The sequence below is a fragment of the Streptosporangium oxazolinicum genome (assembly GCF_039537505.1).
Lineage (GTDB): Bacteria > Actinomycetota > Actinomycetes > Streptosporangiales > Streptosporangiaceae > Streptosporangium > Streptosporangium oxazolinicum.
Window position 1 is genome coordinate 282,752 of sequence record NZ_BAABAQ010000002.1, and the last position, 12,894, is coordinate 295,645.

Below are 12,894 nucleotides of genomic sequence, written 5' to 3' on the forward strand. Positions count from 1 at the left end.
CTTTACTGTTTCGCGTGCCAATGATCACAAAGCGTGATATATCGAGCTTTCGATATATCACTATCCCGGAGGTGTGATGTCCCGGCCAAGAGAAGCCGCGCAGTACGCGAGGGCCGCAGCCCAGGCCATAGGACAGGGTGGCGACGTGCGCCAGATGGTCGGGCAGGCCGTGGGGCAGTACGCCGGCCAGGCAGCGGGACAGTACGCCGGGCAGGTGGCCGAACAGTTCGTGGGCCAGGCGGCCGGGAACACCGGGTCCGCCGCCGACAAGGGCTTCGCGCTCAACCCCTCCGACTTCGTGGCCGCCCGCGACCAGGGCTCCTCCCTGGGCACGGTCATCGAGGCCCGCAGCGCCCCGCTCAACGAGGCCGGGGAGATCGTCAACCGGAGCTTCGGCGGCAACGGCCCCGGCGGCGAGCCGGTCCACGTCATCTCCCCCGTGGTCATCCCCAAGGGCACCACCGCCAGGGTGGTCGTCCCGCTGGTCGTGCTGGCCGGACTCGGCCTGGTCGGGCTCGTCGCCACCGGGCTGCCCGAGGGGGCCCGGGTGCTGTTCGGCCCGCACTACTGGGCCGTGCTGGTGCTGGCCGCCGCGTTCCTGTGGTGGCGCAGGGGCGTCGTCATGGTGCCCGAGGGCTGCAAGGCCCTGATCACGAAGTTCGGCAAGCTCGTGCAGATCGCCGAGCCGGGCCGGGTGACGCTGTTCAACCCGTGGAAGCGGGTCAGCTACATCGTCAACACCACCCGCGAATATCCCTTCAACGCCCCCATCCGCGAGGCCCCCACCCAGCAGGGCGTCAAGGCCAGCGTCGACCTGTTCCTGCAGTTCCGGATCGAGGACCCGGCCGAGTTCATCTTCGTGCTCGGCTCGGTCAGCGGCTTCCAGGCCAAGCTGCAGAACGCGATCAGCGAGGTCACCCGCTCCCTCATCTACGCCCAGCGCGCCGAGGAGATCTACGACCTGGTGGGCGAGAGCACCATGGGCATGCTGGACAGCCTCAACCAGCAGTTCCTGCCCGCCGTACGGCTCACCGACGTCAACATCACGCACGCCGAGCCGTCCAGCCAGGAGTACCGGATGGACCTGGCGGCCCCCGAGATGATCAGGGTCGCCAAGGAGGCGTACACCTACGAGTACGAGCTCCAGCTGCGCAAGGAGCAGAACGAGGGTGACCTGATCAAGGAGCTGGCCGGGTTGCAGGAGCAGCTGTCGGCCATCCACGCCGAGATCGCCGGGCACCAGGCCAGGATCGACACCGCGCTGGAGCGCGCCTCCCACCAGGCCAAGGCCCAGGGCGGCCAGCGGCTGGTGGAGGCGGAGGCCGTCGCGAAGGCCAACGCGGCGCTGCTGGAGGCGCAGGCGCTGGACATCCGCTCGCTGAGCGCCGCCGAGGCACCGGAGATCCTCGACTACCGCTTCCAGCAGGACCTGCTCGACAAGCTGGAGGCCGTCGCCTCGCACCTGCCGCGCCTGGTTCAGGTCGGCGACGCCGTCGACATCGACCTCCTCACCCTCGCCAGGCAGCTGGTCGGCAACCCCGAGGCCCAGCTGTTCTCCCAGGCGGACATGGCCGCGATCAGGGCACGGATGATCGAGATCGGCGGCCGCGTCGAGGAGCGCGGGGCGGAGATCGGCGCCCTGCTCCACACGCCCGCCGACACCGCCGCTATTCCCGTTGCGGGACAGGAAGTCCAGGAAGAGGTCCGATGAGCGGCAGAGAGTTCTCCAAGATCAAGGAATCCCTGGCCTCCTGGTCGGAGATCCGCCAGTTGCTGCGCGGCGGCGAGTCGGGCCAGCTGGTCCCGGTGGTGATCCCCAAGGACCGCCGTGGCTTCGCGTGGGTGGCGCTGCTCCTCTTCGCCCTCTACCTGGCCGGTACGGCGGTGTTCGCCAGCGGGGCGATCTCCTTCCTGGCCGCGATCGGAGCGGTGTTCTCCCTGGTCGCGGCGCTGGTGTGGCTGTGGCGCCGGGCGATCATCGAGATCGAGGAGGGCACCACGGGCGTGCGCAGCCGGTGGGGCGCCATCGTCGGCACGCTGCCCCCGGGACGCCACTACCTGTGGCTGCCGTGGGACCGGGTGGACGCGGTCGTCGACACCTCCACCGAGATCCCCTACTCCGCGCCGATCGTGGCCTGCCCGACGGCGGAGAACGTCCCGCTCAAGTCGATCGAGTTCTTCCTGAAGTTCCGCATCGTCGACCCGGTGGCCTTCGTCCGTACGATCGGCGCCGGTAACTTCGACCTGGTGCTCAGCAGTGCCGTACAGGACGCCATCCGCCAGCGCAGCCGCCTGGTGCACACCGAGCGGGCCTACGACCTGCGCGGATCCGACGTCGGCGACATGCAGGAGCTCCTCACCCGCCAGCTCGGCCGGTACGGCGTGCGCATCACCGGCGCCAACATCCCCGACGTGCAGCTGCCCGACCAGTACCAGCAGCACCTGGCCACCCGCGAGAAGGTCGCCAAGGAGCTGTCGGCCTTCGAGCGCGAGTGGGAGCTCACCCGCAAGCGCAGGATCGACACCCTGCTGATGGAGATCGAACGTTCCAAAAAGACGCGGGACGCGCGTATCGTCGAGGTGAGAGCCGCAGCCAACACCGCCCGTAAGGACGTCGCCCGCATGCTGGAGGAGCACGAGACCGAGGCGCAGCGGGTGCGCTGGGAGATCGAGGCGAGGGGCCGCGCCGAGCTCACCTCCGCCGAGAACGAGGCGAAGGGGCTGCGCAGGCTCGCCGACTCCTACCGCGACAACCGCGCCGTGCTCCAGTACGAGCTGGCCCGCCGCAGGCTCGACGTGGGCGCCAGGCTCGCCGAGAGCGCTCCGCGCCCCGTCGTCGTCCGCACCTCCGGCGCCTCCGGCGACACCTCCGCCCTGTCCACCCTGCTTCTGGCCCAGATCCTGCCCCAGCTGAACGGCGGCGGCGACAACGGCCAGGTCAAACCGCAGAACCAGATCCCCTGATGATGAGAATCTCCAACCCCTGGGAGTCCTAGATGGTGTTCCGTAAGCTGATGGCCGCGTTCGGCGCCGGTGTCGAGGTCGACACCGTGCTGCAGAACTCGCAGGTGCGGCCCGGTGAGGTCCTGCGCGGGCAGGTCAACTTCCGCGGCGGCGGCTCCGACTACAAGGTGGAGGGCATCTTCATCGACTTCACCGCCGTCGTCGAGGTCGAGAGCGGCGACAACGAGTACAAGTCGACGTACAGCTTCCTGCGCCAGCAGATCACCGGCTCCTTCCACCTCGCCGCGGGCGCCCCGCAGTCGGCCCCCTTCGAGATCCAGGTCCCCTGGGAGACCCCGATCAGCGCCATCGGCGGCCACCCGCTGCGCGGCATGCAGCTCGGCGTCTCCACCGAGCTCGCCCTCGCGGGCGCGCTCGACAAGGGCGACCTCGACCCGCTGTTCGTCAACCCGCTGCCCGCCCAGGACCACGTCCTCGGCGCGCTGGACAACCTCGGCTTCCGCTTCAAGAAGGCCGACCTGGAGCGGGGCACCCTGCACGGCTCGCGGATGCCGTTCTTCCAGGAGATCGAGTACTACGCGGGCAACGAGTACCGCCGCCACTTCAACGAGCTGGAGCTCACCTTCATCGCCGGACCCCAGTCGATGGACATCATCCTGGAGGCCGACAAGCGCGGCAGCTTCGGCTCCAGCCACGACACCTACAGCCGCTTCACCGTCCACTACAACGACCACCCGGGTCAGGTGGAGCAGTCGCTGCGCGGCGGCCTGCAGTCCATGGCCCAGAAGCGCGGCTGGTTCTAACCCTCCTCGCGTCCTTCGCGCGTCCGCGGCCCGGCCACCATTCCTTCGGCGGCCGGGCCGCGGCCTGTCCGGCATCGCCGGGATCCCGGGGGCAGGGGCATCTCGAACCCTCGGCCATCCGGATGATCCGTCTCTGTCCAGCGGCTCAGGCGTGCTTTGAGGCGACGCGGCCCATCTCCAGCGGCTCAGGCGGCCTTGAGGTGACGCGTTTCGCGACACGCTGAGGCAGCGCCGCCAGGGCCTTTCACGACAGGCCCTGTCGCGGTCGCATCAGATCGAGGTCCTCACCCCACGCGTCCAGCACCGCGCCGTGCCCGGCGCGTCGGGCCGCCGCCTCGACCCGGGCGAAGAGGCGCCGTTGCAGGGCCACGTCGCCCGTTCCCGAGATGCGGCCCACGGCGTCCAGCAGCCTGCCGGTGTCCCAGCCGGGCAGCGGGTACCGGGTGAGTTCCCATTCGAGGTACCTGTTGTAGGGGCGTGGACGACGGTCGAGCGCGAAGAGCAGCTCCAGCAGGAAACGGATGCTGTCGGCGGCGTCGAGACGGGCGGCGAGCGCGTGTCCGTCACGGTCGTTCTTGACGGAGCGGTAGAGGGAGTTGGCGTAGGCGTCGAGCCATTCACCGGAGTCCCGGAACGCCTCATCGGCGTCGAGCCGCGCCTTGGCGGCCAGGATCCGGGCGATGCCTCCGTCGAGCCGGTCGAGCACGATCCGGGCGCGGGCGAGGGCGTAGCGCTCGAAGCCGGGCATTCCGGCCGCGCGGAACTCGGCGAGGGGAATGATGACGAGGTCGAGCTCGGGAGTGCGGTGGCCGGTGAACCGGGTGAGGTCCGTTGTCGCGCCGTCGGCGAGGACCACGTACAGGTCGTGGTCGGAGTGCTCGGTGATCGTGCCGTCGTGGGCGCGGGAGCCCTTGAGGACGAGGCCGACGACGGCGGGATCGGCGGCGGCGAGTTCGACGAACGCGCGGTAGGTGAGGGGACGCTGAGCGGGCATCGTGTGATCTCCGGTGGAATGGTGGCGGGTATGCCTGCCGGGACGGCCCCGTCTGCGGGGTCGCCCGCACCGTCCGCGACGGCATCCGGCCGCCGCCCGAAAGATCAACGCACGTGTGCACCCTATCGCCGGACCATCCGGGGGACACCGAAACCGAGGCGATCCCGAGCACGGGCCTGGTTTCGCAAGACTTCGCAGGAGGACGTGAAGCCCCGCGGCGGAGGACTTGGAACGCGAAGTCCTTCGTCATTCACCTGCGGGATCGCCGCTCCAAGAACGGGTGAAAACTCGGCACGGGTCCGCGGGCCGAGACCTCCGGCCGGGTCCGACGGGATCAACCCGCCCTCACCGCCGGGTTCCAGGTGCCCGGCGAGTCTGTCGTAGGGTTCCTGCCAGGTCCGGCCGGGGGCCGAGGCGGCGGGGTGTCAAGATACGGGCGGAGGACGGCCGATGGGCGCGGGTGACGGCGACGCGGTGGTGGACGCCGCGCGGGCGGGTGACGAGGCCGCGTTCGCGGCGCTCGTCGAGCGTCATCGGGGTGAGCTGCGGGTGCACTGCTATCGGATGCTGGGCTCGTTCGACGAGGCGGAGGACCTGGTGCAGGAGACGTTCCTGCGCGCGTGGAAGCGCCTCGGCGGTTTCGAGGGGCGCTCGACGTTCCGGGCCTGGCTGTATCGGATCGCGACGAACGCCTGCCTCGACGTCCTCGACGGCCGGGCGCACCGGGTCCTCCCCCGTCACCTGGCCGGGCCGTCGGATCCAAGCGCCGCGCTGCTACCCCGTACCGACATCGCGTGGCTGCAGCCGTTCCCCGACCGGCTGTTTCCCGACCGGCCATGGGAGCCGGTCGCGCCGAGCGAGACCGAGCCGGATTCGGTGGCCGTCACCAGGGAGACGATCGAACTGGCGTTCCTGGCCGCGATCCAGCACCTGCCGCCCCGGCAGCGGGCGGTGCTGATCCTGCGCGACGTGCTCGGCTGGCCCGCCAAGCGGACCGCGACGCTGCTGGAGGGCAGCGTGGCGTCGGTGAACAGCGCGTTGCAGCGGGCCAGGACGACGCTGAGGGAGCACCTGCCGGAACGCCGCCTGGACTGGGCGCCGTCGGCGGAGCCCACCGAGCGAGAGCGTACGGTGCTGCGCCGCTACATGGACGCGATGGAACGCGCCGACCTCACCGCGGTCGCCGACCTGCTGGCCGAGGACGTACGGACGGAGATGCCACCGTGGCCCATGTGGTTCCGGGGGCGCGACGCGGTCGTGGCGGCGCTGGCGGAGAGCTGGGCCCCCGGCTCGCCCGGCTACGTGGGCCGGTTCCGGATGGTGCCCACCCGGGCCAACCGGCAACCGGCCGTGGCCGCCTACGTACGGCGCCTCGGCGAGCCCGTCCACAGTGCCTTCGCGATCTCCGTGCTGCGGATCGAGGACGACCGGATCGTGGAGGCCGTCGCCTTCCACGATCCGAGCCTGTTCTCGGCGTTCGCCCTGCCCACGACGTTGCCTCCCGGAGACCGATGAGTTCTCGCGCGATCCACCGTTCCTGACGGAGACGGAGATCGTTGGGACGCTGTTCCCTGAAGACCGATGAGTTCTCGCGCGATCCGCCGTCTCAGTACGGGTCAACCAAAACCGACCCTGACGGAGGTAGCTCATGAGCAGGATGCTGTATTCGGTCACCATGTCACTGGACGGTTTCATCGCCGGTCCCGGCGGTGACATGTCCTGGCTGACCGAGCACCTCGGCCCCAACCCGACGGTGGACAAGGTCATCGGCGAGATCGGCGCGCTTCTCGTCGGCAATCGCACCTTCCGTGGCGACGACCCTCACCGGGGCACGGAGAGCGAGGGCAAGCCGTTCGGCGGAGGGTGGACCGGGCCGCAGTTCGTGCTCACCCACCACATCCCGGACACTCCGGTGCCGGGTGTCACCTTCGTCGGCGACCTCGACAGCGGCGTCGCCGCGGCCAAGGCCGCCGCGGGCGACAAATACGTCAACATCCTCGGCGCCGACACCGCCCGGCAGTGCCTCGAGGCGGGTGTCCTCGACGAGATCCTCGTCTTCATCGCACCCGTCATGCTGGGCGACGGCGTCCGGCTCTTCGACCACCCGGGCGGGACCAACGTCAGGCTCGAACGCGTCGAGCTGACCCACGTACCGCACGCGACGAGCATCCGGTTCCGCGTCGTCGGCTGAGCCGTCTCCGGTAACGGCGGCAGGAGGTCCGGCGGCCACCTGATCGGCACGGCTGCCTCGAACCGAACCTGCCGCCGTACCGAGGACGTCACAGATCCAGCCGGCGCTGGAACATCCTGTGGATGGGACTGAGCCGCCGCCGTACCGGGGACCTCACGTGCGGGCCGGGGACGTCACAGATCCAGCTGGTACTGGAACGTCCTGTGGGTGGGCCGGTAGCCGAGCGAGTCGTTGACGGCCCGCATGTAGGTGTTGCTGTCGGCCGTGTCCGCCAGCAGCCCGCCCAGGTCCGGGTAGCGTTCGCGGGCCTGGCGGATGGCCTCGGCCTTCATCCACCTCGCCAGGCCGTGGCCACGGTGTTCCGGCAGGACGCCCGTGCCGTAGTGCCGGCCGTCGCCCTTGCCGTCACTGGGGACGACCAGTTCGGTGAACCCGGCGATCGAGCCGTCGGACTCGTCGACGGCGACGACCGTGTGGAGCGACTCACCACGGTCCTCGACGGCCTTGGCCGCCGCCCTGACCCGCTCGACGTCCCAGACCACCACGCCGTAGTCGGTGTCGTCCATCGGCATGTCGTCCATCGCCCGGCGGGAGGCGGTGAAAGTGTCTGCCAGCTCGTCTGGCACCATCCCGTCCCAGCTGTACAGCCGGTACCCGGCGGGTGGGCTGTCGGGGATCGTGTCCACGGTGGCATGGGCCAGCACGAGCCTGGCGTACGTCAGGGTGAGCACCTTCCTGAACCTCATGGCCGCCAGGAAGTGGTCACCCGGCGTACCGGCATCGGCCTGGGCGAGCACGCAGCGCCGCCCCTCCCCCTCGGCACCCGCCACCGCCCGCGCCAGCAGCTCGGAGCCGACACCCTCGCGCCGCTCCGCCGGATGCACGTTCAATTCCAGCTCGGCCAAGTGGTCCTGGCCCTCACGGTCGAACAGGCGCAGGAACGCCGATCCCACCGGGCTCCCGTCACCGTCGAAGGCCAGCCACACCAGACGCCGGCTGGACGCGCCCGGGTGCGGATCGGCCAGCGGGACAATCCGAATCGCCAAGGTAACTCCATCTCCCGGTTCCCGAGCCCCTGTGAGGCCCGGCCATCCGTGAAGGTTCAGGCAACCGGAATCAGGGTGCCTTGCGGGCGAGGGTGAGCATGTGGCCGCTGACGCCCAGCAGGGAGGGGACCGACTCCAGGCGACGCTGGGCGTCGAGCATGAGCGCGCGGCGCTCGGGGTCGTCGAGCCAGTCGTCGATGTCGCCGTACAGCCAGAACGGCCCCTGCAGGCCGTAGCGGGCGATGTCGGGAAGGCCCGCGTCGGCGAATTCGGCCGGGACGTCGTCGGGATCATGGCAGTAGCCGGTGAATCCCGATCGCACGTGGGATATGACCCCGTCCAGCGCGGCCGAGCACGCTACCTCCCGGTATTCCTCCAGCAGGTACGAGCCCTGATAGATCATGTCGTGCACGGCCGCGTAGCGGCTGATGGTCGCGGCGGCCACCAGCCCTCCGGGCCGCACCACCCGTACCGCCTCGGCCAGGGCGCGGACCCGGTCGGCCCGGTCGGTGAGGTGGTAGAGCGGGCCTAGGAGAAGCACGGCGTCCACGCTCTCGTCGGGCACCGGCAGCTGCCTGGCGTCGCCCTGCCTCGCGGTGACCCCGTCCAGCCTCGCTGCCCGCTCCACATGCAGTGGCATGGGATCGATCAGCTCGACCCGATATCCGTCGGCGGTCAGCCACTCCGCGTGCACTCCGGTGCCGCCGCCCACGTCCAGCACGTCGGCCGGGGCCGGAGGCAGCACCCTGCGCAGCACGTCCTGTGTCCGCCAGAACTCCAGCCGCCCACGCCCCGCGCGGAGCCTGCCGTCTTCCCTGTCCTGCTCGTAGTAGGCGAGCAGTTCCGGTGTCGTCTCCATACCCGATCATGTCCGCGACCCCACCTCTGGGGCAAACGAATTAGGTCGCCGGGCGAGCGGCGAAGCTCGTGGCCCCGCCGGGCGATTGAACGAACGAGGACATGATTCGCGCTCGCACGGGAAAACGCGACCGCTCCTTATGATCGGTTCGGAGAATTGACGGCTCCCTCGGATCTTCGAATTGTTATTCCAATGGACGATCCTCGCGCTCCCTCTCAGCCGCGAGGCGGCGCGACATTTCCCCGAGGGTGCCCGCGCACATCACGTTGGACAGGTTTCTCCTGTCGAGAAACTCCTTGGAAAGGCTGTGGCGGCGTACGGCGTAGTAGCCGCCGCCCATCGCCTCGGAGATGAGCCAGTGCCTGCCGTACCGGGCGATGAGGATGGCTATCGTCCCTGGTCCCGCGCCGCCCGGTGTGCTGGTCATCGCCATGCCAGCTGGAACCAGACGACGCGCCCGCGTCCCGCCGTGCCCTCGTGCCAGCCCCACGACAGGGCCACCTCGCGGACCAGCCAGAGCCCACGGCCCCCTTCCGCGTCCTCGTCCGGCTCGGCGGGAAGCCGAGGAGCGCAGGTGGAGGACCCCTCGTCGATCACCGCTATCCGGATGGTGTCGCCACGGTTCGCCACCGCGACCGTCACCCGCCCTCCGGCCCGCCCCGACTTCGAGTGCCTGACCGCGTTCGAGACCAGCTCGCTGACCAGAAGCTCGGCGTCGTACGTATCTCTCCAGCCGGAGTTTTCCAGCACGCCCCGGACGAATCGCCGGGCCGAACAAACCGACCCGGCCACCCCGGGCAGATCCGTACGCCCCAGCAGACCGAACGCGGGAACCGTCTCGGCACCCATCGGATCACCGCCATTCCTGCGAGGTCACAGGTGTCGAAAATCCACCTGTCACAATGGCTCCGTTAACCAGGCGAATTGTCCATTTAGTTCCCTAACATCGCCCGGATAAAGTCTTGGCCTATAGAGTGCACACAGTTAAGCTGCCGTTGCAGAACAGATCGGCCGACAATCGGGCGACGGAAAACCACGCGGGGCGTAGCCATTTGTCATTCCAATGACGGCTGATGTCATCGCGACGTCTGAGAGGTGATCATGGGAAACGACCTCGACCCACGCTTGACCCCCACTCAGCGCTTCGGCCGCGAGCTGGGGCGGGCCCGCAGGGAGACGGGTCTGTCACAGACCCGCCTCGGCACCCACCTGGGGGTCTCGTCGTCCTACATCGGGCACATCGAGATCGGTAACCGGAAGCCCAACGCCCAGCTGGCGGCCGACTGCGACAGGTTCTTCAAGACGGACGACTTCTTCACCCGTCTCTGCCGGAACATCACCGCCCCCTCCGGGCCGAGCTGGTTCCTCAGGTGGTCCGACGAGATCGAGCCCCGAGCTCGCGTGCTTCGCAGCTGGGATCCTCTGCTGGTTCCGGGCCTGCTCCAGACGGAGAACTACGCGCGGGCCGTCTTCCGTGGTGGCCTGGCCACCTCAGAGCAGGAGATCGAGAAGCAGGTCGGCGCCCGCATGCGACGTCAGCTGATCCTCGACATGGACAGCCCGCCTGTCCTGTGGGCCCTCTTCGACGAGTGGGTGCTCCGTCGCCCGATCGGGGGTCCGGAGGTCATGTACGAGCAGCTCGACCACCTCGCGGCCGTCGCCGGTCGGCAGAACGTGAAGGTGCAGATCGTTCCGCATGACACCTCCTGCACGGCAGGCTTGATGTCCGGATTCGCGCTCGCCGAACTACCGGACGCGCCGACCACCGTCTCCGTGGAGTCGTCGGGAGCAGGCGAAGTCTCGGCGGAACACGATTTGGCGGCGTTCATCTGGGACAGATATGACAGGATCCGAGCGGAGGCGCACCGCCCCGGGCAGTCGCTAGAAATGATCGAAGAAGCGAGGGACCAATGGAAGCAGCAGACCTGACCGGCCTCGACCTCTCCGGGGCCACCTGGAAGAAGAGCTCCCTCAGCGGCGACAGCGGCGGAAACTGCGTCGAGGTCGCCTGGAAGAAGAGTTCCCTCAGCGGTGGGAGCGGCGGAAACTGCGTCGAGGTCGCCGGAAACTTCCCCGAAGCCGTCGCCGTCCGCGACAGCAAGAACCCCGCAGGCCCGGCCCTCGTCTTCACCCCGGGCGAGTGGAGCGCTTTCCTCACCACCGTGAAGTCGGGCCACTTCGACTGACCGGCGAGCCCGCTCTCGACAGTTCGGCCCGGAGCACCTGGCCAGAGCTCCGCTCTTGACCCTTGGCTGAGAATCGCGCCCCCGATCGTTTTCAACGGTCGGGCGTGCGCACGGTTTCCCGGCAGCGGTGTTCAGTACGTCCGAAGGCTCAGCCTGACGCGGTGGGCACGTGGAAGCCGCCGACGCATGGAGGCCACAGCCCGCGAGTTTGACCATCACCCCGCCCGCATCCTCGCCTCAACGGAGCGTGGAGAGACGGTCGCGGCCACCAAGAACGGCCTCCATGCGGCATCTGATCAGAAACCACGGCTATTCGCGGCACAGCTGGTATTCACCCGGTTCCTGGGTCGAGAAACTCAACCCCCACGCGGCATACATCGAGGTGGGTACGGGCGGCGCACAGCCCCGCGCATCGTAGTCACCCTCAAAACGCCAGTCGCCGCGCCCCTCCCGCGTCCAGAAGTGCAGCTTGTTCAGCAACGCGACCACGTAGTAGGTGTCGGCCGCCTCGCTCTCGCCATAGACCACGCCGTAGTAGATAACTCCCCCGGCAGTCACCCGGGCGGACTCCGCGGAAGGCCCATCAACAGCGCGACTCGCGGCGGCCAGCTTGTCACGAGTGGCCTGACTGATCTTGAGAGGCCGCGCTCTCCCCGCGGCCAGACGCTCCTCGAATTCTTCCTCGTCCTCGTCCGCGCTCTCACCGGGGTTCTCCTCGGGAACCGTCGCCATCCCCGTACCCGCGACCGGAGTCGGAGACGGCAGCGAACCCACAAGCCCTGGTGACGCGCCGACTCCGACTTCACGGGACGCCGAATCGGGCACGGCGAACACCAGCACCACAGCCGCAGCCGCGAGCCCGGCGACGGCGAGCAACGCTCCTATGATCGCCACCGGCACCACCAGTGATCTTCGCATGCGCCATCCATAGCATCGCAAGATAGGAAAGAACCGGAAATTTCTGATTCCATAATAGATACGACAGAATGCGAGCAGAAGCGTATCGTCCCAGGCAGTCGCTAAAAATGATCGAAGAAGCGAGGGACCGATGGAAGCAGCAGACCTGACCGGCCTGGACCTCTCCGGGGCCACCTGGAAGAAGAGCTCCCTCAGCGACGAGAGCGGCGGAAACTGCGTCGAGGTCGCCGAAAACCTCCCCGGAGCCGTCGCCGTTCGCGACAGCAAGAACCCCGCAGAACCGGCCCTCGTCTTCACCCTGGGTGAGTGGCACGCCTTCCTCGACACGGTGAAGTTGGGCCACTCTGACTGAATGGCCAGTCCTATATAGATAAGCGGAGCAGGGGTTAAAAATCTTAACGTTTAGCCGGTCAGCCCAATGTCTTCCTGTGATCACATCTTTGGCATTCCGGACAGCCAGGCGTCAAAAATCTACTTGCTGAACCATTTTCTAGCTTCGTCGCGGAGCAGCAAGGCAATTATCGCAACAGCCAATACTGTCGAGATCAAAGTAGCAATCTTCCAGGCAAGTAACCCATAAAAGAACGAAACTCCCCCTGCCGCTAGCGCTACGATTCTCATCCATCCTTTCCTGGAAGGATAATACAACACGAGAAACCCAAAGAGAACGCCGAAGGTAATGGAAAAAATATTCGGTGGCGGCAGAAGCCGCCACAACCATAAAGGAGGCGGTGGCGGAAAAAAGACATTCACAAGGCATGAGGTCCATATAACCGATACGGCCAGCAGAAGAATACGCGCAATCGACGCCGCCCTTGGCATTCGCCCGGAGTAATTTATCTTTGACATCAATAAATTCCTTTCGACAGAAGGGCCACATGGGCGCGAAATAATGTTTAGCGCCCATGTGGCCCGAAATTTACCCTATATAAC

15 protein-coding genes are annotated in these 12,894 nt (G+C 67.8%); 8 read left to right on the forward strand and 7 right to left on the reverse strand.

Features of this window, described 5'->3' with window-relative positions:
• Nucleotides 1-76: 76 nt before the first annotated feature.
• From ABD817_RS06435 to ABD817_RS06445, 3 genes are read left to right on the forward strand one after another with little or no spacing between them, the layout of a single operon-like run.
• Nucleotides 77-1,711 (forward strand): SPFH domain-containing protein, encoded by a 1,635-nt coding sequence (locus tag ABD817_RS06435; RefSeq protein ID WP_344915991.1) that lies wholly within the window; start codon nt 77-79, stop codon nt 1,709-1,711.
• On the forward strand, nt 1,708-2,964 hold the full coding sequence (locus ABD817_RS06440) for an SPFH domain-containing protein (RefSeq protein WP_344915993.1): 1,257 nt from the start codon (nt 1,708-1,710) through the stop codon (nt 2,962-2,964). The genes ABD817_RS06435 and ABD817_RS06440 overlap by 4 nt, the downstream gene beginning before the upstream one ends.
• Nucleotides 2,965-2,996: 32 nt before the next feature.
• On the forward strand, nt 2,997-3,767 hold the full coding sequence (locus tag ABD817_RS06445) for a sporulation protein (RefSeq protein WP_344915995.1): 771 nt from the start codon (nt 2,997-2,999) through the stop codon (nt 3,765-3,767).
• A 244-nt stretch (nt 3,768-4,011) separates the two neighbouring features.
• Here the strand turns inward: ABD817_RS06445 and ABD817_RS06450 are convergent, their stop codons facing one another.
• Nucleotides 4,012-4,761, reverse strand: a complete 750-nt coding sequence (locus ABD817_RS06450) for a hypothetical protein (RefSeq protein ID WP_344915997.1) — start codon at nt 4,759-4,761, stop codon at nt 4,012-4,014.
• 450 nt (nt 4,762-5,211) lie between these two features.
• Here ABD817_RS06450 and ABD817_RS06455 point away from each other — a divergent pair, with 450 nt between their 5' ends.
• Together ABD817_RS06455 and ABD817_RS06460 are read left to right on the forward strand one after the other, a co-directional pair.
• Nucleotides 5,212-6,276 (forward strand): sigma-70 family RNA polymerase sigma factor, encoded by a 1,065-nt coding sequence (locus tag ABD817_RS06455; RefSeq protein WP_344915999.1) that lies wholly within the window; start codon nt 5,212-5,214, stop codon nt 6,274-6,276.
• A gap of 133 nt (nt 6,277-6,409) precedes the next feature.
• Nucleotides 6,410-6,952 carry a dihydrofolate reductase family protein gene (locus tag ABD817_RS06460; protein ID WP_344916001.1) on the forward strand — a complete coding sequence of 181 codons (543 nt, stop codon included), beginning with the start codon at nt 6,410-6,412 and terminating at the stop codon, nt 6,950-6,952.
• 173 nt (nt 6,953-7,125) lie between these two features.
• On the opposite strand, the gene ABD817_RS06465 is transcribed toward ABD817_RS06460, so the two are convergent.
• The 4 genes from ABD817_RS06465 to ABD817_RS06480 form a co-directional block, all read right to left on the reverse strand.
• Nucleotides 7,126-7,998, reverse strand: a complete 873-nt coding sequence (locus ABD817_RS06465) for a GNAT family N-acetyltransferase (RefSeq protein WP_344916002.1) — start codon at nt 7,996-7,998, stop codon at nt 7,126-7,128.
• A 70-nt stretch (nt 7,999-8,068) separates the two neighbouring features.
• Nucleotides 8,069-8,857, reverse strand: a complete 789-nt coding sequence (locus ABD817_RS06470) for a class I SAM-dependent methyltransferase (protein WP_344916004.1) — start codon at nt 8,855-8,857, stop codon at nt 8,069-8,071.
• 184 nt (nt 8,858-9,041) lie between these two features.
• Complete coding sequence (locus ABD817_RS06475) at nt 9,042-9,284, reverse strand: hypothetical protein (protein ID WP_344916006.1); 243 nt, start codon at nt 9,282-9,284, stop codon at nt 9,042-9,044.
• Complete coding sequence (locus ABD817_RS06480) at nt 9,281-9,706, reverse strand: ATP-binding protein (RefSeq protein WP_344916008.1); 426 nt, start codon at nt 9,704-9,706, stop codon at nt 9,281-9,283. Before ABD817_RS06480 ends, ABD817_RS06475 begins: the two co-directional genes overlap by 4 nt.
• Before the next feature lie 252 nt (nt 9,707-9,958).
• On the opposite strand from ABD817_RS06480, the gene ABD817_RS06485 reads away from it, so the two are divergent.
• Entirely contained in the window at nt 9,959-10,786 is an 828-nt protein-coding gene (locus ABD817_RS06485) for a helix-turn-helix domain-containing protein (protein WP_344916010.1), read from the forward strand.
• The gene (locus tag ABD817_RS06490) at nt 10,768-11,043 is read left to right on the forward strand and encodes a DUF397 domain-containing protein (protein WP_344916012.1); all 276 of its coding nucleotides are present in this window, start codon (nt 10,768-10,770) and stop codon (nt 11,041-11,043) included. Before ABD817_RS06485 ends, ABD817_RS06490 begins: the two co-directional genes overlap by 19 nt.
• Nucleotides 11,044-11,352: 309 nt before the next feature.
• Here the strand turns inward: ABD817_RS06490 and ABD817_RS06495 are convergent, their stop codons facing one another.
• Entirely contained in the window at nt 11,353-11,961 is a 609-nt protein-coding gene (locus ABD817_RS06495) for a hypothetical protein (RefSeq protein ID WP_344916014.1), read from the reverse strand.
• Nucleotides 11,962-12,091: 130 nt separating this feature from the next.
• On the opposite strand from ABD817_RS06495, the gene ABD817_RS06500 reads away from it, so the two are divergent.
• Nucleotides 12,092-12,313 carry a DUF397 domain-containing protein gene (locus ABD817_RS06500; protein WP_344916016.1) on the forward strand — a complete coding sequence of 74 codons (222 nt, stop codon included), beginning with the start codon at nt 12,092-12,094 and terminating at the stop codon, nt 12,311-12,313.
• Nucleotides 12,314-12,451: 138 nt separating this feature from the next.
• Here ABD817_RS06500 and ABD817_RS06505 read toward each other — a convergent pair whose 3' ends face one another.
• Complete coding sequence (locus tag ABD817_RS06505; protein WP_344916017.1) at nt 12,452-12,868, reverse strand: hypothetical protein; 417 nt, start codon at nt 12,866-12,868, stop codon at nt 12,452-12,454.
• Between the last annotated feature and the right edge of the window lie 26 nt (nt 12,869-12,894).